Raw genomic sequence first — 19,029 nt, 5'->3', positions numbered from 1 at the left:
CTCCACAGCACACACCTGTAGCCGCTGCCGAAGACTGCGATCGGCTCCGAAGGAGACGCGCTCCTGCGGCCCTCGGAAGGCTCTTCGAGTCTTATCGCAGCCTTCGCAGCGGCTACGGATGCACCAATCCAAAAGAATTCCGGAGTTTTGAAACATGGCCAAGATCGCCCCGCAACTGCCCATCGAAGTCGACAGCGAAACCGGTGTCTGGACCTCCGACGCCCTGCCGATGCTGTACGTGCCGCGTCACTTCTTCGTCAACAACCACATGGGCATCGAGGAAGTACTGGGCGCCGACGCCTACGCCGAGATCCTCTACAAGGCTGGCTACAAATCCGCCTGGCACTGGTGTGAAAAAGAAGCCGAATGCCACGGCCTGGAAGGCGTCGCGGTGTTCGAGCACTACATGAAGCGCCTGTCGCAGCGCGGCTGGGGTCTGTTCAAGATCCAGGACATCGACCTCGACAAGGGCACCGCCAGCGTCAAGCTCGAACACTCGGCCTTCGTCTATGTGTACGGCAAGGTCGGGCGCAAGGTCGACTACATGTTCACCGGCTGGTTCGCCGGCGCCATGGACCAGATCCTGGCGGCCCGCGGCAGCAAGATCCGCACCGTCGCCGAACAGGTCTACGGCGGTTCCGAAGAAGGCCACGACGATGGCCTGTTCACCGTCAAGCCGTTGTAAGCGGAGTTAAGAAAAATGGCTTTCGAAGCGATGTTCCAGCCGATCCAGATCGGCAAACTGACCATCCGCAACCGGGTGCTCAGCACCGCGCACGCCGAGGTCTACGCCACCGATGGCGGCATGACCACCGACCGCTACGTGAAGTATTACGAAGAGAAAGCCAAGGGCGGTATCGGCCTGGCGATCTGTGGCGGTTCGTCCGTGGTGGCCATCGACAGCCCGCAGGAATGGTGGAGCTCGGTGAACCTGTCCACCGACCGCATCATTCCGCACTTCCAGAACCTGGCCGACGCCATGCACAAGCATGGCGCCAAGATCATGATCCAGATTACCCACATGGGCCGCCGCTCGCGCTGGGACGGTTTCAACTGGCCGACCCTGATGTCGCCGTCGGGCATCCGCGAACCGGTGCATCGCGCCACCTGCAAGACCATCGAGCCGGAGGAGATCTGGCGGGTAATCGGCAACTACGCGCAAGCTGCCCGTCGCGCAAAGGCCGGTGGCCTGGACGGCGTCGAGCTGTCCGCCGTGCACCAGCACATGATCGACCAGTTCTGGAGCCCGCGGGTCAACAAGCGGACCGACGAATGGGGCGGCAGCTTCGAAGGCCGGATGAAGTTCGGCCTGGAAGTGCTCAAGGCGGTGCGCGCCGAAGTCGGCGACGATTTCTGCGTGGGCATGCGTATCTGTGGTGACGAGTTCCACCCGGACGGCCTGTCCCACGAGGACATGAAGCAGATTGCCAAGTATTACGACGACACCGGCATGCTCGATTTCATCGGCGTCGTGGGTTCGGGTTGCGACACCCACAACACCCTGGCCAACGTGATTCCGAACATGAGTTATCCACCGGAGCCGTTCCTGCACCTGGCTGCCGGGATCAAGGAAGTGATCAAGGTTCCGGTACTGCATGCGCAGAACATCAAGGACCCGAACCAGGCCACCCGTATCCTGGAAGGCGGCTATGTCGACATGGTCGGCATGACCCGTGCGCACATCGCCGACCCGCACCTGATCGCCAAGATCAAGATGGGCCAGGTCGACCAGATCAAGCAGTGCGTGGGTGCCAACTATTGCATCGACCGCCAGTACCAGGGCCTGGATGTGCTGTGCATCCAGAACGCCGCGACCTCCCGTGAATACATGGGCGTGCCGCACATCATCGAGAAGTCCACCGGGCCGAAACGCAAGGTGGTGGTGGTCGGTGCCGGCCCGGCCGGCATGGAATCGGCGCGGGTGGCGGCCGAACGTGGCCACGACGTGACCCTGTTCGAGAAGAAAGAGGCCATCGGCGGGCAGATCACCACTGCGTCGAAAGCGCCGCAGCGCGACCAGATCGCCGGTATCACCCGCTGGTATCAGCTGGAGCTGGCACGCCTGAAGGTCGACCTGCGCCTGGGCACCGCGGCCGATGCCGAGACCATCCTCGACCTGCGTCCGGACATCGTGGTGCTGGCCGTCGGCGGGCATCCGTTCCTTGAGCAGAACGAACACTGGGGCGCCGCCGAAGGGCTGGTGGTCAGCAGCTGGGACGTGCTCGACGGCAAGGTTGCGCCGGGCAAGAACGTGCTGGTCTACGACACCATCTGCGAGTTCACCGGCATGTCGGTGGCCGACTTCCTCGCCGACAAGGGCAGCCAGGTCGAGATCGTCACCGACGACATCAAGCCGGGCGTGGCCATCGGCGGTACGTCGTTCCCGACCTACTACCGCAGCATGTACCCCAAGGAAGTGATCATGACCGGCGACATGATGCTGGAAAAGGTCTACCGCGAAGGCGACAAGCTGGTGGCGGTGCTGGAGAACGAATACACCGGCGCCAAGGAGGAGCGGGTGGTCGACCAGGTGGTGGTGGAGAACGGCGTGCGGCCCGACGAAGCGATCTACTACGCGCTCAAGGAAGGCTCGCGCAACAAGGGCCAGGTCGATGTCGAAGCGCTGTTCGCGATCAAGCCGCAGCCTTCGTTGAGCCAGGCGGGCGACGGTTATCTGCTGTTCCGCATCGGTGACTGCGTGGCGCAGCGCAACACCCACGCGGCCATCTATGACGCCCTGCGGATCTGCAAGGATTTCTAAGCCATACCTGTAGCCGCTGCCGAAGGCTGCGATCGACTGCGAAGCAGTCGTGCTCTTGAGTTCGCAGGGAAGTCCTGCGGACTTCATCGCAGCCTGCGGCAACGGCTACAACGACCGAGCTGGTCTTTGGGAGCTCCACCATGTTGAACACCCTTCTTCCCATCCTGCTGTTCGCAGCCATCGGCCTGGCTGTCCTGGGCGCGTTGCGGCGGGTGGCCATGTGGCGCCGGGGCCGTGCGTCCAAGGTCGACCTGATCGGCGGCCTGCTGGCCATGCCCAAGCGCTACATGGTCGACCTGCACCATGTGGTGGCGCGGGACAAATACATCGCCAACACCCACGTGGCCACGGCCGGCGGCGCGGTGGCGTCCATCGTGCTGGCGATCCTGGTGCATGGTTTCGGCCTGCATAACCGCATCCTCGGCTACGCCTTGCTGCTGATGTCGGCGGTGATGTTCGTCGGCGCGATCTTCGTCTACCTGCGCCGTCGCAACCCGCCGGCGCGCCTGTCGAAAGGCCCGTGGATGCGCCTGCCGAAAAGCCTGCTGGCGTTCTCGGCGTCGTTCTTCCTGGTGACCCTGCCGGTGGCCGGGATCCTCCCGGAAAACTTCGGTGGCTGGGTATTGGCCACGATCCTCGGCATCGGTGTGTTGTGGGGCGTGTCCGAGCTGTTCTTCGGCATGACCTGGGGCGGCCCGATGAAGCACGCCTTCGCCGGTGCCCTGCACCTGGCCTGGCACCGCCGCGCCGAACGCTTTGGTGGTGGCCGCTCCACCGGCCTCAAGCCGCTGGACCTGGAAGATCCGAACGCCCCGCTGGGGGTGGAAAAACCCAAGGACTTCACCTGGAACCAACTGCTGGGCTTCGACGCCTGCGTGCAGTGCGGTAAATGCGAAGCCGCGTGCCCGGCCTTTGCCGCCGGCCAGCCGCTGAACCCGAAAAAGCTGATCCAGGACATGGTCGTCGGCCTGGCTGGCGGTACCGATGCCAAGTTCGCTGGCAGCCCATATCCCGGCAAAGCCATTGGCGAACACAGCGGCAATCCGCACCAGCCAATCGTCAACGGCCTGGTGGACGCCGAGACCCTGTGGTCCTGCACCACCTGCCGCGCCTGCGTCGAGGAATGCCCGATGATGATCGAGCACGTCGATGCCATCGTCGACATGCGCCGTCATCTGACCCTGGAAAAGGGCGCTACCCCGAACAAGGGCGCCGAAGTCCTGGAAAACCTGATCGCCACCGACAACCCGGGCGGTTTTGCCCCGGGCGGGCGGATGAACTGGGCGGCGGACCTCAACCTGGCGCTGCTGGGTGAGAAGAAAACCACCGACGTGCTGTTCTGGGTGGGCGACGGTGCCTTCGACATGCGCAACCAGCGCACCCTGCGCGCGTTCGTCAAAGTGCTGAAAGCGGCCAAGGTCGACTTCGCGGTGCTGGGCCTGGAAGAACGTGACAGCGGCGACGTGGCCCGGCGCCTGGGCGACGAGGCGACCTTCCAGCTGCTGGCCAAGCGCAATATCCAGACCCTGGCCAAGTACAGCTTCAAGCGCATCGTCACCTGCGATCCCCACAGTTTCCATGTGCTGAAAAACGAATACGGCGCCCTCGGCGGCGAGTACGTGGTGCAGCACCACAGCACCTACATGGCCGAGCTGATCGCCGGCGGCGCCCTGAATCTGGGCCAGCACAAAGGCAACAGCGTGACCTATCACGACCCGTGCTACCTGGGCCGCTACAACGGCGAGTACGAAGCACCGCGCGAAGTGCTGCGGGCGCTGGGGATCGAGGTCAAGGAAATGCAACGCTCCGGTTTCCGCTCGCGCTGCTGCGGCGGTGGCGGCGGCGCGCCGATCACCGACATCCCGGGCAAGCAGCGGATCCCCGACATGCGCATGGACGACATCCGCGAAACCGGCGCCGAGCTGGTGGCCGTGGGTTGTCCACAATGCACCGCGATGCTCGAAGGCGTGGTCGAGCCGCGACCGTTGATCAAGGACATCGCCGAACTGGTGGCCGACGCCTTGCTCGAAGACGCCGCGCCTGGCAAGCCGGTGACCCCGGCCAAACGTGAACCTGCGGAGGCCCACTGATGAGCGACATTATCCGCCGCGATCCGCGGGCCGAATGGATCGCCCGTAACCGCCTGCACCCGCTGCACGCGGCCATGCAGCCGGCGCAGCACAGCTGGATGGGGCCCAACGGCATCATCCGCAAGAACCCCCACGGGATCGGTTTCATCGGCCCCAACGGTATCAAGCGCATCGACCGCAGCGGCGCCCAGCAGGGCGGGGCGGTCAAGCGCAGCGCCGCGGTCGAAGTCCAGCTGCCGCTGCATCAGGTGGCGCAGCCGGCGTTCTACATCAGCGTGGTGCCGGACATGGTCGGCGGCCGCCTGAGCAGCCACGACCGCGACCTGCTGGGCCTGGCCCACCAGCTGGCCGGCAAGGACGGCGCGGTGCTGGCGGTGGTGTTTGGCGAGCACAAGGAAAACGCCTTCGCCACGGCCGGCGTCGACCGTCTGCTGGTGCTCGAAGGCAACGAATTCAGCGGTTATGCACCGGAACAGCGAGTCCAGGGCCTGCGGGCTGTGGATAACCAGTTCAGCCCACGCCACTGGTTGCTGCCCGACAGCCGCACCGGTGGCGGCGAACTGGGCCGGCGTTTTGCCGCGGCCCTGGGCGAACGCCCGGCCACGCGGGTTTGGCAGGTCAAGGACGCGCAATGCATCGGCCGCGCCGGTGCCGGCTTGCAGGACCTGGCGCGACCGTTGGCGCGCTTGATCCTGGCCGCTGCCGAATGCGCGGAGCCGGTCAGTGAAACCCGCCACGAAGCCCTGCCGGTGGAGTTATCCACAACGGTGGCGCGCAGCCTGGCGCGAATCGAGGACCTGGGCGCGGTGGCGGTGGACCCGGCGGCGATTCCCATGGCCGAGGCCGAATTCATTTTCTCCGGCGGCAACGGGGTCAAGGACTGGGAGCTGTTCCACAAAACCGCCGCGGCCCTGGGCGCCACCGAAGGCGCGTCGCGGGTGGCGGTGGACGATGGCTTCATGGCCCGCGACCGTCAGGTCGGCGCCTCGGGCACCTGGGTTACCGCCCGGGTGTACGTGGCGGTGGGGATTTCCGGGGCGATCCAGCACCTGCAGGGCATCGGTGCCTGCGACAAGGTGGTGGCGATCAACCTCGATCCGGGCTGCGACATGATCAAACGCGCCGACCTGTCGGTGATTGGCGAAAGCGCCGAGCTGCTTCAAGCCTTGATCGCGGCGGTAGAGGCCTACCGCAACGGCGCCAAGCGCGATGCGGCTTAAGGGAAGGACAGAGCTTATGAGTACCAATGTGATCAGCCTGGTGTCCATCGGCGCCCACCCGACTTCCGGCCGGCCCCGGCGCGCCGAGCAGGATGCGCGGGCGGTCGAGCTGGGGCTGCAACTGGCCGGGGACAGGCTGCAGGTGCTGCACGCCGGCGATATTGCCGAGCCGGCCCTGCGCGCGTACCTGGGCATGGGCCTGGAACAGATGCACGTGCTGGAGCAGTCGGCCGGTGCCGATGCGCTGCCGGCGCTGACCGATTATCTGCGCGATGCCGGGGCGCAAGTGGTGCTGACCGGCAGCCAGGCGGAAACCGGCGAAGGCTCGGGCATGCTGCCGTTCCTGCTGGCGGAAAACCTCGGTTGGCCACTGGTGGTGGGTCTGGCCCAGGTGGAATCCATCGACAGTGGCGTGGCCCTGGTGCTGCAGGCCCTGCCGCGCGGCCAGCGCCGTCGGCTGAAGGTGCGCCTGCCGTTCCTCGCCACTGTGGATAACGCCGCGCCCAAGCCACGGCAGAGCGCCTACGGCCCGGCCCGGCGTGGGCTGCTGCAGGCGCGGCAGGTGGAAGTGCTCGACGATGAGTTATTCACCAGCGCCACCCTGCAACCGGCCAAACCGCGGCCCAAGCGTCTGAAAGTGATCAAGGCCAAGAGCGGCGCCGACCGCATGAAAGCCGCGACCGCCAAGGCCAGCGGCGGTGGCGGCCAGGTGCTCAAGGGCGTCAGCGCCGAAGCCGGGGCCGAGGCCATCCTCAAGCTGCTGATCGAAGAAGGCGTGGTCCGTTAGGGCCAGGCCTGTCGCACTATCGTTATCGCGAGCAAGCTTCGCTCCTGCAGGGGCGTGGCTTGCTTGTGACTGATTTCCCTCCTGTATCCACTGTTACCCACAATCCCTGTGCGCGCCTCTGTGGATAAGATGTTCGTCCCTCTCTGCAAGCCTCGCCAATCAAGCGCTACAGCGCGTTGTACGAAAAACGATCAAGCTAAGTCGAGGTTTTTCCGAAGGTTTTTCTGTGGATAAGGAATTCCCTCGGTCCTCTGCCGCTGCCGAGTTGCCCCCAAAGTCTGTTGGCCTCTTTGTGGATAAGATGTTCGCTATCCGCTGAGGGCCTTATAAACAGTGGTCTGCAGAGGTCTGGTCAAAAAACAGGCAAATCCGAAGTTTTGCCCCGCCGGCGGCACTGAAGCCTCGATATTTCGTGCTATTCGGCGGTTTTCCACAGCTCGCGGCCCTTGGCCGCAAAGTTGCCCCCAAAGTCTGTTGGCGCTTCTGTGGATAAGGTGTTCGCCTTCATCTGCGGGCCTTTAAAAACGTGGCTTACAGAGCGCTGTTCAAAAAATGAACAAAGTCTTGTGAAAAAGGCCTTTCCGGATAAGTCACGGATTTTCTTCAGGTTCTGCCAGTGGATCCGCCGGCTGAAAGCCGAGTTGCCCACATTTGCTGTGGGTGGAGGTGTGGATAACTTGTTCGCGGAAGGCTGGGAGCCTTGTCGGCCATGGCCGGGAGGGATTCCGATCAAAAAACGTACAGCAAGCTTGCCCCTGTAGGAGCGAAGCTTGCTCGCGATGAACGCTAACGCGGTGGTTCGGGTACACCGTGTCGCGGCCTTCGCGGGCAAGCCTCGCTCCTACAGAAGCCCAGCCCGGGATCAGCCGTGAACCGGCACGCCCTTGAGGTACGGAGCCGGTTCGGCGCCGAGGTTGCTCAGCATGCGCTCGCTGTACCAGTCCACGAAGTTGACCACGCCGAACTCGTAGGTCTTGGAGTACGGGCCTGGCTGGTAGGCGGTGGAGTTGATGCCGCGCTGGTTCTCTTCGGCCAGGCGACGGTCCTGGTCGTTGGTGGCGTCCCACACCTGGCGCATGCGCGCGACGTCGTAGTCCACGCCTTCGACCGCGTCCTTGTGCACCAGCCACTTGGTGGTGACCATGGTTTCCTGGGCGCTGATCGGCCACACGGTGAACACGATGATGTGGTCGCCCATGCAGTGGTTCCACGAGTGCGGCAGGTGCAGGATGCGCATCGAGCCCAGATCGGGGTTCTTGATCCGGCCCATCAGCTTGGCGCAGCCCTGCTTGCCGTCCATGGTCATGGACACGGTGCCCTTGAGCAGCGGCATGCGCACGATGCGGTTGCGCAGGCCGAAGCTGGCGTGGGCATAAGGGATCTTCTCGGCTTCCCAGGCGGCAGCGGAGGCGGCCACGTGGTCCTTGAACGCCTGGTCAGCACGCGGGTCGGTGACGTCGTCCCACTCCAGCAGGGTCTTCAGCAGTTCCGGGTGCGAACCGCCGCAGTGGTAGCACTCGCGGTTGTTTTCCAGCACCAGCTTCCAGTTGGCCTTTTCCATCAAGGTGGTTTGCACCGCCACCTTGGTGTTCTCCATGTCGTAGGGTTCCATGTAGTGCGTCAGGGTCGCCAGGAAGTCATCGATGGCCGGCGGGTTCTCGGCCAGCGAGATGAAGATGTAGCCACCGGCGGTCTTCACGTTCACTGGCTTGAGGCCGTATTGCTTCATGTCGAAGTCGGCGCCCATCTCGGTGCCGGCGAACAGCAGGCGACCGTCCAGCTCGTAGGTCCACTGGTGGTAGTGGCAGACCAGCTTGGCGACCTTGCCCTTGTCGCTGGTGCACAAGCGCGAACCGCGGTGGCGGCAGACGTTGTGGAAGGCATGGACCACGCCGTCGGCGCCACGGATCACGATGATCGGGTTCTTGCCGACCTGCAGGGTCATGTAGTTGCCCTTGGTCGGAATCTCGCAGGTCATGCCGGCGATCAGCCATTCCTTCTGGAAGATCTCCTGCATGTCGATATCGAACAGGCGCTCGTCGCAGTAGAACGGCTGCGGCAGGGAAAAGGTCCGCTCGCGTTCTTGGAGCATTTGCGCGGTGGCCTTGCGTGCGGGTTCCAGCGGATCGCCCAGGCTCAGGGTTGCGGTGACGTCCATCGTTTTGGTCCTCATGGCCATCTGTGTGGCCGGCGAAAGTGGCAGTGTGGCCGGTGTAACGGGCTTGCTCCGCACAAGCCCGTCACACCGGCCACGGTTACGACGCAAGGCTGAAAAATCAGCGGTTCTCAGTTGAGGCGAGTGTGGGGCCGGCGCGGCCCGGAACCTTATCCATGGGCGACATGGCCCAATCTGTTCCCGACGCGCAAGCCCCGGTGGTTGGGGGCTGGTCGCGATAAGTATGTGAATGTCGCAGATAGGTAAATGGGCGTTTATGGGCCTGCGCACAATCGCCACCATAAAGGCCGGCAGTCGGCCGTGGAGATCAGCATGTCCAACAACTTCCTGAACCCGGTAACCACCCAGACCTGGGCCAATGGCCGACACATCGTCCGTTGCGTCAAAGTCATCCAGGAAACCTGGGACGTGCGCACCTTCTGTTTCATGGCCGACCAGCCGATCATGTTCTTCTTCAAGCCGGGGCAGTTCGTCACCCTGGAGCTGGAGATCGAAGGCCAGCCGATCATGCGTTCCTACACCATTTCCAGCTCGCCCTCGGTGCCATACAGTTTCTCGGTGACCATCAAGCGCGTCCCGGGCGGCAAGGTTTCCAACTGGCTGCACGACACCTTGCACGAAGGCCAGGAACTGGCGGTGCACGGGCCGGTGGGGCTGTTCAACGCCATCGACTTCCCGAGCCCGAAAGTTCTCTACCTCAGCGGCGGCGTCGGCATCACGCCGGTGATGTCCATGGCGCGCTGGTTCTACGACACCAACGGCAATGTCGACATGGTGTTTATCCACAGCGCCCGTTCGCCGAAGGACATCATCTATCACCGCGAGCTGGAGCACATGGCGTCGCGGATCGACAACTTCAGCCTGCACCTGATTTGCGAGAAACATGGCCTGGGCGAGCCCTGGGCCGGTTATCGCGGCTACCTGAACCACAAGATGCTGGAGCTGATGGCGCCGGACTTCCTCGAGCGCGAGGTGTTCTGCTGCGGCCCGACGCCGTACATGAACGCGGTCAAGCGCCTGCTCGAAGCCAGCGGCTTCGACATGTCGCGCTACCACGAGGAATCCTTCGGCGCGACGCCGGCGGAAGCCCGTGCCGACGCCGTGGAACAGGCCGAGCAGGCCGCCGAGGCGCCGGAAATCGACGTCGCCGACCTGCACCAGGTGGAGTTCACCGCGTCTGGCAAGAGCATCCGCGTGGCGCCGGGCGAGACCGTCCACGCCGCCGCGGCCAAGCTCGGCCTGATGATCCCCAAAGCCTGCGGTATGGGCATCTGCGGCACCTGCAAGGTGCTCAAGCTGGGCGGTGAAGTGGAGATGGACCACAACGGTGGGATCACCGAGGAAGACGAAGCCGAAGGCTACATCCTGTCCTGCTGCAGCGTGCCGAAGGGGGATGTGCGGGTCGAGTATTGAGCGGCGGACCGGTAACCCGTAGCCGCTGCCGAGGTACGAGGCTGCGATCGACTGCGAAGCAGTCGTAAAACCGTACAGCCCGTTCTTTCTGGAACAGCGCGTGTTCAGGTTTTGCGAGGACTGCGTCGGAATGCCGCCCACCTCGCTCGCAGCCTCGCGGGCTCGGCAGCGGCTACAGATTGATCCGCTCGCTCAATCGATAAACAGATCCGTCATCAGCGTTTCGCTGCTGTCGGGATCGAAGCGGTAATGGGCGAAGTCGCTCACCCCCTGTTCGCGCAGTATTTCTTCGTCGATCAGCAAGCGCCCGGTGATGCGGCGCTGGCTGCTGGAAAGGATCGCGTGGGCCGCGTCGGCCATGATTGCCGGCGTGCGCGCATGTTTGAACGACTCGCGCGAACCCAGCTGGAACTCGATGGCGGCGGTGGCGATCATGGTCTGCGGCCACAGCGAGTTGACGCTGATGCCGTAGTTCTTGAATTCCTCGCTCATGCCCAGGGTCAGCATGCTCATGCCGTACTTGGTCACGGTGTAGGGGCTGTACTGGGCGAACCATTTGCTCGCCAGATTCAGCGGCGGCGACAGGTTGAGGATGTGCCCACCGCTGGTTTTCAGGTAGGGCAGGGCCGCCTGGCTGCACAGCAGCACGGCGCGGGTGTTGATCTGGTGCATCAGGTCGAAGCGCTTGAGCTCGATGTGCTGCACCCCGGTCAGCTTGATCGCCCCGGCATTGTTGACCAGCGCATCGATGCCGCCGAACTGCTCGGCGGCCTTGGCCAGGGCCTGGCGCACCGTCTCTTCGTCACGCACGTCCACCTGCAACGCCAGGGCCTTGCCGCCCGCCGCCTCGACCTCGCGGGCCACGCTGAAGATGGTGCCGGGCAGCTTGGGATGAGGGTCGGCGCTTTTCGCCGCGATCACGATATTGGCCCCGTCCCGCGCCGCCCGCAGGGCGATTTCACGGCCGATGCCACGACTGGCGCCGGTGATGAACAGGGTCTTGCCTTGTAAGGACATGGATGCGCTCCTGATTATTGTCGTTATCCGAGCGGGTACAGCGGCTCGCCAGACAATCTAGTTCATGTCTGGCGGCGCGCGCGGATCAGGGGCGAAAAGGCGAAGGGCCGAGGGCGTTGCCTGCGGCCGGGAGAGGGCTCAGTACAACGCCGGGCGGCGGTCCAGATGCACGTGGTTGTGGGCGCTGATGTGCTTGTGCCGGGCGTCCGCCAGGGGCAGCTCCGCCAGCAGCAGTTGCTGCTGGGGATGACGGGCGCTGCCGGCCAGCGGATAACCGTCGGCGTCGACGATCAGCGAGCCGCCGACCCAGGCCACACCACGCTCGTCGCCGCAGCGGTCGCAAGCAGCGATGAACATGCGGTTGACCGCGGCGTTGGCCTGGACCCGGACCATTTCCGCCGGGCGTTCGCCCGCCGGGCGTGGCCCGTCCGGCCAGTTGACCGGGGCGCAGAGCAGGGCGGCGCCGGCCAGCGCGGGCAGGCGCACCCATTCCGGGAACTCCAGGTCGTAGCAGATCAGCATCGCGATCGCGCCAAAACGGGTTTCGACCACCGGTGGCGGCTGTTCGCCCACGGTGAATACCCGCTTTTCCCGGTCCCACAGATGGGCCTTGCGATACACCGTCACCCGTCCTTCGGGCTCGACCAGCGCGGCGCTGTTGGCCACCTGCCCGGCATTCAGGCGCTCGCAGAAACCGCCGACGATCACCACCTGCAGCTCTGCGGCCAGGGCCTTCCACAGGGTCAGCGTCGGCCCGTCGAGGGCCTCGGACAGCGCCAGCGCCTCCTGCCGATCGGTGAACACGTAACCGCTTTGCACCAGTTCCGGCAGCACCACCACCTGGGCGCCCTGGGCAGCGGCCTGGCGAATGGCCCGCTGGCCCAGCTCGCGGTTGTAGTCGAGCTCGCCCACCCGTGGGGCGATCTGCTGGCAGGCGACTTTCAGGGTGGGCAATCCAGTCATTGGCCGGCTCCTTCCAGTTGGCGTTCGCTGGCCTGGATCGCCAGGCGCTCGGCGTCCAGGTCCAGGCCACGGGTCAGCGCCCAGTAGGCCACGCCGGCCACGGCCAGGCCGATGACAAAGGCAATGTCCGCGCCCTCCAGCGCCCGGGCCGCCGGGCCCTGGTAGAAGCTCAGGGACATGAACGGAATCATCGCGACCAGGCCGAGGAAATAGGCGATGAGCCCGGGCATGGCCCAGCGGCCATAGATGCCGGCCGGGTTGAAGATGTCGCTGATGGCGTAGTGACCTTTGCGCACCACGTAGAAGTCCGCCAGGTTGACCGCGGTCCAGGGCACCAGGAAATACAGCATCAGCAGCACGAAGGTGTTGAAGCTCGCCAGGTAGCTGTCGGGAATGTTCATGGCGATCAGGAAGATCACCACCGCCACCAGGGCGATGCCCACCACCCGGCTCTTGAGGTTCGGCTGGATCTGCAGGAAGCCGTCGATGGCGCTGATGCCGGTGAGCATCGCGCCGTAGCAGTTGACCGCCATGATGCCGACCAAGGCGGGCACGGCGATCAGCACGGTAAAGGTGCCGAAGCCCGGGATCATCTGGTTGCCGACTTCGCGAACGCTGCCGATGGCGTCCGGGGACGGCAGGGCGGACGCGAGGAAGGCACCCAGGGACATCAGCCACAGCGCCGAGCCCGCGGCGCCCAGGTAGGTCCAGAAAATCACCTGGCGCGACGAGGTCTTGTGCGGCAGGTAGCGCGAATAGTCCGAGACATACACCGAGTAGCTGATCTGGTAGCCGGCGGCCGCCGACAGCTGGATCAGGAACGCCGACCAGGAGAAGTGCGCGTCGGCCACGGCGGCGTCGGCCTGCAGGGTCATCAGCGCGCTGATGGTCAGCACGGTGAGCACGCTGATCATGATGTAGGTCAGCCAGCGCTGCACGGCGTGCAGCAGGTCATGCCCGACCACAGCGATGATCACCGCGAGGATGATCATCAGGCTGTACCAGGGCGCCCGCGCGCCAGGCACCACGGTGTTGATGGCGTCGGTGGCGAGGATCACGTTGAACACGTTGAAGCCGATGTAGACGAAGACCACCGCGGTAAAGGGCACGATGGCCCCGCGCAGGCCGAATTGCGCCCGCGACTGGATCATCTGCGGCAGGCCCATGCGTGGCCCCTGGTTGGCGTGGAAGGCCATGCAGAAGGTGCCCAGGCACACGCCGAGGACGATGGCCAGGATCGAGTAGTGCAGGCTCAGGCCGAGGGCGGCGCCGGTGAAGCCGGTGACCATGGTGGTCAGGACGAAGTTGCCGGTGAACCAGAACGGGCCCTGGTGCCAGACCTTGCCGTGGCGCTCGTGGCGCGGCACGTAGTCGATGGAGCGGGTTTCGATCTTGAGGCTGGGGGACGGGGCTTTTTCCGTTGCCGCGGGCAGGCTGGTCATGGGGCAGTGCCTTGTTTTTATAAATTGACCCCGGAGTCTCGGATATACGCCTGTGATGTTGAATCAGTGGAGGGAAATAATCAGTTCAGGAATTTGTGAACTGATGTCACGCAGTGCCGGCCCACCGCTCCCGATCTCGACAGGAGGCGGCAGGCCGACGAGGGCATTCAGCCGGCCATGACCTGGCGAATGTCCGCGGCCAGTTCGCGGACCCGCGCTTCTTCGGTGTCCCACGAGCACATGAAGCGCGCGCCGCCTTTACCGATGAAGGTGTAGAAGCGCCAGCCCTTGGCGGTCAGTGCGGCGATGGCCGGTTCCGAGAGTTGCAGGAACACGCCGTTGGCCTGCACCGGGAACATCAGCTCCACCCCTGGAATGTCCGCCACCAGCTCGGCCAGCAATTGCGCGCAATGGTTGGCGTGGCGGGCGTATTTGAGCCAGGCGTCGTTTTCCAGCAGGCCGACCCAGGGCGCCGACAGGAAGCGCATCTTCGAGGCCAGCTGGCCGGCCTGCTTGCAGCGGTAGTCGAAGTCTTCGGCCAGCTTGTGGTTGAAGAACAGAATCGCCTCGCCCACCGCCATGCCGTTTTTCGTACCGCCGAAGCACAGCACGTCGACCCCGGCTTTCCAGGTCAGGTCGGCGGGCGAGCAGCCAAGGAAGGCGCAGGCGTTGGAGAAGCGCGCGCCGTCCATGTGCAGGTTCAGCCCCAGCTCCTTGCAGGTGGCGCTGATGGCGCGGATTTCTTCCGGGGTATAGACGCTGCCGACCTCGGTGGCCTGGGTCAGGGTCACCACCCGTGGCTTGGGGTAGTGGATGTCCTGGCGCTTGAGGGCGATGTCGCGGATCGAGTCCGGGGTCAGCTTGCCGTTCTCGGTGCCGGCGATCAGCAGCTTGGAACCGTTGGAGAAGAATTCCGGCGCGCCGCATTCGTCGGTTTCGACGTGAGCGGTTTCCGAGCAGATGACGCTGTGGTAACTCTGGCACAGCGACGACAGGGCCAGGGAGTTGGCGGCGGTGCCGTTGAAGGCGAAGAACACCTCGCAGTTGGTCTCGAACAGCTTGCGGAAATAATCGGCGGCGCGCGCGGTCCACTGGTCGTCGCCATAGGCGCGTTCGTGGCCGCGGTTGGCCTGGTCCATGGCCGCCCAGGCCTCGGGGCAAATGCCGGAATAGTTGTCGCTGGCGAATTGTTGGCTCTTGTCGGTCATGGCCGTCTTCCGTGCTAAGGGTCCGAGAGGGGAGTCCTTCGATAAAGGGCTCCGGATAAGGCGCTCCTGGGTAAGGAGCCCTTGGGTAAAGCGTCCGCAACGAGGTCTGGGCCGGCAGGACAGCGCAGGCCCCGCAGAGATCGGTGGAGCGCCACTTTACCCAAGATTGAGGGGGGAGCACACGCTCTGTTTATGGGTGAAAAATGCACAGGCCATGAGGATATATGCCAGACCCGCTGCTGACGCCGCTGGCCGCCCGGCGCGATGGCGCCCTGGACCTGCTCAAGTGGCTGGCGCTGCTGAGCATGCTGCTCGATCACCTGCGCTACGTCGGCTGGAGCCTCGATCTGCTGTATGTGCCCGGGCGCCTGGCATTTCCCTGGTTCTGCCTGGCGCTGGCGGCCAATGTGGCGCGGGCCGGCGCGGTGGGTCGCGAGGGCGCGGGGCAATGGCGTTACCTGGGCTGGCTGCTGTTGTTCAGCCTGCTCAGCGAGGTGCCGTACCGGCTGTACATTCCCGGCCCCGACACCCTGAATGTGCTGCCGACCCTGGCCCTGGGCCTGTTGGTGGCCCGCGCCTGGCAGCGTCGCGGCGGGCTGGTGCTGTGGCTGGGGATCGGCGCGGCCTTGCTCGGCGGGCTGTTCGACCGGTACCTGATGTTCGGCCTGTTCGGCGTCTTGCTGCCGCTGGCGATGTTGCTGGTGCTCCAGCGCCGCTGGTACTGGGCGCTGCTGCCGGGGCTGCTGTGCCTGGCGGCCAACCAGTGGCAAAGCCTGCTGCCGGCGGCGCGACTGGGTAATCAGGTGGCCGCCTGGGCGCTGTTCGCCTGCGTGCTGGCGCCGTGGCTGGGGCTGGCGATCCTGCGCCGGATGCGCGGTTTTTCGCCGCCACCGATGCGGCGCTGGGCCTATCTGCTGTATCCCGGGCATTTCCTCCTGCTGCTGATGCTGCGCAACCTGCTGGCCTGACGGTGAGTGTTGTCGCTGCGAACGCCCTGTAGCCGCTGCCGAGCTGGCGAGGCTGCGCTCGGCCGCGAAGCGGTCGTAAAACCAGGCAACCTGTTCTTCCAGGCATATCGCGTGCTCAGGTTTTGCGAGGACTGCGTCCTCGAGCGCAGCCTCGCAGGCTCGGCAGCGGCTACAGAGGCGACACGCCAACCCGAAACTTGTCGCGCCACTGGTCGGTGGCGGGGGCTGGCGGGCGCGGGTAAGCCACCGACATAGAGCCTTCGGCGCGCGGCGCCCGCAAGCATTTGTCTCTCTGCGCCAGGCTATGTCGTAAACGCACCTTTGCGTGGCGTCCATAGGCATTTGGCCGGTCAGCGCCGGTCATACCATCGCATCCAAAGGGCACTACCGCAGGGTACGTGCCTCACCGAGACGAAAGGCGCACCGCCGCCGCTGGGAGAGACGCGATGTTCAGCAAGCAAGACCAAATCCAGGGTTATGACGATGCACTGCTGGCGGCCATGAATGCCGAGGAGCAACGTCAGGAAGATCACATCGAGCTGATCGCGTCGGAGAACTACACCAGCAAGCGCGTGATGCAAGCGCAAGGCAGCGGCCTGACCAACAAGTACGCCGAAGGTTATCCGGGCAAGCGCTACTACGGCGGCTGCGAGCACGTGGACAAGGTCGAGGCCCTAGCCATCGAGCGCGCCAAGCAACTGTTCGGCGCCGACTACGCCAACGTCCAGCCGCACTCCGGTTCCTCGGCCAACAGCGCCGTGTACCTGGCCCTGCTGCAAGCCGGCGACACCATCCTGGGCATGAGCCTGGCCCATGGCGGCCACCTGACCCACGGCGCCAAGGTGTCGTCCTCGGGCAAGCTGTACAACGCCGTGCAGTACGGCATCGACACCAACACCGGACTGATCGACTACGACGAAGTCGAGCGCCTGGCCGTCGAGTGCAAGCCGAAGATGATCGTCGCCGGCTTCTCGGCCTACTCCAAGACCCTCGACTTCCCGCGCTTCCGCCAGATCGCCGATAAGGTCGGCGCGCTGCTGTTCGTCGACATGGCCCACGTTGCCGGCCTGGTCGCCGCTGGCCTGTACCCGAACCCGCTGCCTTACGCCGACGTGGTCACCACCACCACCCACAAGACCCTGCGCGGTCCGCGGGGCGGCCTGATCCTGGCCAAGGCCAACGAAGAAATCGAGAAGAAGCTCAACGCCGCGGTCTTCCCGGGCGCCCAGGGCGGCCCGCTGATGCACGTGATCGCCGGCAAGGCAGTGTGCTTCAAGGAAGCGCTGGAGCCTGGCTTCAAGGCCTACCAGCAGCAAGTGATCGACAACGCCCAGGCCATGGCCGGCGTATTTATCAAACGCGGCTACGATGTAGTGTCCGGCGGCACCGACAACCACCTGTTCCTGGTCAGCCTGATCCGTCAGGGCCTCACCGGCAAGGAGGCGGACGCCGCCCTGGGTCGCGCCCACATCACCGTGAACAAGAACGCCGTGCCGAACGATCCACAGTCGCCGTTCGTGACCTCCGGCCTGCGTATCGGCACCCCGGCGGTGACCACCCGCGGCTTCAAGGTTACCCAGTGCGTGGAGCTGGCCGGCTGGATCTGCGACATCCTCGACCACCTCGGCGATGCCGATGTCGAGGCCAATGTCGCTCGTCAGGTATCGGCCCTGTGCGCGGACTTCCCGGTTTATCGCTGAGTGCGGTTTTGGAGTAAATGACTATGCAACGCTACTCGGGCTTCGGCCTCTTCAAGCACTCCCTCAGCCACCATGAAAACTGGCAGCGCATGTGGCGCACGCCGACCCCGAAAAAGGTCTACGACGTGGTCATCGTCGGCGGTGGCGGGCATGGCCTGGCGACCGCCTACTACCTGGCCAAGGAGCACGGCATCACCAACGTCGCCGTGGTCGAGAAAGGCTGGCTGGGCGGCGGTAACACCGCGCGCAACACCACCATCGTGCGTTCCAACTACTTGTGGGACGAGTCGGCGCACCTGTACGAACACGCGATGAAACTGTGGGAAGGCCTGTCCCAGGACCTCAACTACAACGTGATGTTCTCCCAGCGCGGCGTCTACAACCTGTGCCACACCCTGCAGGACATCCGTGATTCCGAGCGTCGGGTCAGCGCCAACCGCCTCAACGGCGTGGACGGCGAGCTGCTCAACGCCAAGCAGGTGGCGGACGAGATTCCGTACCTGGACTGCTCCAAGAACACTCGCTACCCGGTGCTGGGCGCTACCGTCCAGCGCCGTGGCGGCGTGGCCCGTCACGACGCCGTGGCCTGGGGCTTCGCCCGCGCCGCCGACGCCCTGGGCGTGGACCTGATCCAGCAGACCGAAGTGATCGGCTTCCGCAAGGAAAACGGTGTGTGCATCGGCGTGGAAACCAACAAGGGCTTCATCGGCGCCAAGCGCGTCGGCGTGGTCACCGCCGGTAACTCCGGGCACATGGCCAAGCTCGCCGGCTTTCGCCTGCCGATCGAATCGCACCCGCTGCAAGCGCTGGTGTCCGAGCCGATCAAGCCGATCATCGACAGCGTGATCATGTCCAACGCGGTGCACGGTTACATCAGCCAGTCCGACAAGGGCGACCTGGTGATCGGCGCCGGTATCGACGGCTGGGTCGGCTACGGCCAGCGCGGTTCGTACCCGGTGATCGAGCACACCATCCAGGCCATCGTCGAGATGTTCCCGATCCTTTCGCGGGTGCGCATGAACCGCCAATGGGGCGGCATCGTCGACACCACCCCGGACGCCTGCCCGATCATCTCCAAGACCCCGGTGCCGAACATGTTCTTCAACTGCGGTTGGGGTACCGGTGGCTTCAAGGCAACACCTGGCTCGGGCAACGTATTCGCCGCGAGCCTGGCCAAGGGTGAAATGCACCCGCTGGCCGCACCTTTCTCCATCGACCGTTTCCACAACGGTGCGCTGATCGACGAACACGGCGCTGCAGCTGTCGCCCACTAACAGGAGAAAT

15 protein-coding genes are annotated in these 19,029 nt (G+C 64.7%); 9 read left to right on the top strand and 6 right to left on the bottom strand.

The genetic code is table 11. The features are described 5' to 3' along the window. The first annotated feature begins 154 nt into the window (after positions 1-154). The 5 genes from C4K27_RS28610 (at position 155) to etfB (ending at position 6,858) form a co-directional block, all read left to right on the top strand. Positions 155-685 (top strand): DUF5943 domain-containing protein, encoded by a 531-nt coding sequence (locus tag C4K27_RS28610; protein WP_007926354.1) that lies wholly within the window; start codon positions 155-157, stop codon positions 683-685. A 15-nt stretch (positions 686-700) separates the two neighbouring features. Then, positions 701-2,761, top strand: coding sequence for a dimethylglycine demethylation protein DgcA (gene dgcA / locus C4K27_RS28605; protein WP_053262928.1), 2,061 nt, complete (start codon positions 701-703; stop codon positions 2,759-2,761). A gap of 140 nt (positions 2,762-2,901) precedes the next feature. After that, entirely contained in the window at positions 2,902-4,851 is a 1,950-nt protein-coding gene (gene dgcB, locus C4K27_RS28600) for a dimethylglycine demethylation protein DgcB (RefSeq protein WP_053262927.1), read from the top strand. Then, complete coding sequence (gene etfA, locus C4K27_RS28595) at positions 4,851-6,071, top strand: electron transfer flavoprotein subunit alpha (RefSeq protein WP_053262926.1); 1,221 nt, start codon at positions 4,851-4,853, stop codon at positions 6,069-6,071. The genes dgcB and etfA overlap by 1 nt, the downstream gene beginning before the upstream one ends. 16 nt (positions 6,072-6,087) lie before the next feature. Beyond that, positions 6,088-6,858: an electron transfer flavoprotein subunit beta gene (gene etfB, locus C4K27_RS28590; RefSeq protein WP_053262925.1), complete on the top strand. Its 771-nt coding sequence runs from the start codon at positions 6,088-6,090 to the stop codon at positions 6,856-6,858. Between the two features lie 415 nt (positions 6,859-7,273). Here the strand turns inward: etfB and C4K27_RS28585 are convergent, their stop codons facing one another. Together C4K27_RS28585 and gbcA are read right to left on the bottom strand one after the other, a co-directional pair. Continuing rightward, positions 7,274-7,690, bottom strand: coding sequence for a hypothetical protein (locus C4K27_RS28585; protein WP_125738118.1), 417 nt, complete (start codon positions 7,688-7,690; stop codon positions 7,274-7,276). Positions 7,691-7,720: 30 nt separating this feature from the next. After that, on the bottom strand, positions 7,721-9,016 hold the full coding sequence (gene gbcA / locus C4K27_RS28580) for a glycine betaine monooxygenase oxygenase subunit (protein WP_007926366.1): 1,296 nt from the start codon (positions 9,014-9,016) through the stop codon (positions 7,721-7,723). A 330-nt stretch (positions 9,017-9,346) separates the two neighbouring features. Here gbcA and gbcB point away from each other — a divergent pair, with 330 nt between their 5' ends. Beyond that, positions 9,347-10,447 carry a glycine betaine monooxygenase reductase subunit gene (gene gbcB, locus C4K27_RS28575; RefSeq protein WP_007926368.1) on the top strand — a complete coding sequence of 367 codons (1,101 nt, stop codon included), beginning with the start codon at positions 9,347-9,349 and terminating at the stop codon, positions 10,445-10,447. A gap of 192 nt (positions 10,448-10,639) precedes the next feature. Here the strand turns inward: gbcB and C4K27_RS28570 are convergent, their stop codons facing one another. The 4 genes from C4K27_RS28570 to C4K27_RS28555 form a co-directional block, all read right to left on the bottom strand. Then, positions 10,640-11,464 carry an SDR family oxidoreductase gene (locus tag C4K27_RS28570; protein WP_007926369.1) on the bottom strand — a complete coding sequence of 275 codons (825 nt, stop codon included), beginning with the start codon at positions 11,462-11,464 and terminating at the stop codon, positions 10,640-10,642. A 138-nt stretch (positions 11,465-11,602) separates the two neighbouring features. Further along, entirely contained in the window at positions 11,603-12,427 is an 825-nt protein-coding gene (locus C4K27_RS28565) for a nitrilase-related carbon-nitrogen hydrolase (RefSeq protein WP_053262924.1), read from the bottom strand. Continuing rightward, complete coding sequence (locus tag C4K27_RS28560) at positions 12,424-13,869, bottom strand: purine-cytosine permease family protein (protein WP_053262923.1); 1,446 nt, start codon at positions 13,867-13,869, stop codon at positions 12,424-12,426. The genes C4K27_RS28565 and C4K27_RS28560 overlap by 4 nt, the downstream gene beginning before the upstream one ends. A 167-nt stretch (positions 13,870-14,036) precedes the next feature. Then, positions 14,037-15,077: a threonine aldolase family protein gene (locus C4K27_RS28555; protein WP_053262922.1), complete on the bottom strand. Its 1,041-nt coding sequence runs from the start codon at positions 15,075-15,077 to the stop codon at positions 14,037-14,039. Between the two features lie 224 nt (positions 15,078-15,301). Between C4K27_RS28555 and C4K27_RS28550 the strand changes: the two genes are divergently transcribed. The 3 genes from C4K27_RS28550 to C4K27_RS28540 all read left to right on the top strand — a co-directional run bounded on the left by C4K27_RS28550 (position 15,302) and on the right by C4K27_RS28540 (position 19,019). Beyond that, on the top strand, positions 15,302-16,045 hold the full coding sequence (locus C4K27_RS28550; protein ID WP_053262921.1) for a TraX family protein: 744 nt from the start codon (positions 15,302-15,304) through the stop codon (positions 16,043-16,045). A gap of 446 nt (positions 16,046-16,491) precedes the next feature. Next, positions 16,492-17,745, top strand: coding sequence for a serine hydroxymethyltransferase (gene glyA, locus C4K27_RS28545; protein ID WP_007926375.1), 1,254 nt, complete (start codon positions 16,492-16,494; stop codon positions 17,743-17,745). 23 nt (positions 17,746-17,768) lie between these two features. Beyond that, positions 17,769-19,019, top strand: a complete 1,251-nt coding sequence (locus C4K27_RS28540) for a sarcosine oxidase subunit beta family protein (RefSeq protein ID WP_007926378.1) — start codon at positions 17,769-17,771, stop codon at positions 19,017-19,019. Positions 19,020-19,029: the final 10 nt, after the last annotated feature.

The organism is Pseudomonas chlororaphis subsp. chlororaphis, assembly GCF_003945765.1.
Classification (GTDB): domain Bacteria; phylum Pseudomonadota; class Gammaproteobacteria; order Pseudomonadales; family Pseudomonadaceae; genus Aquipseudomonas; species Aquipseudomonas chlororaphis.
Note: the sequence above shows the minus strand (reverse complement) of the source record. Positions and strands in the feature narration are given on the sequence as shown.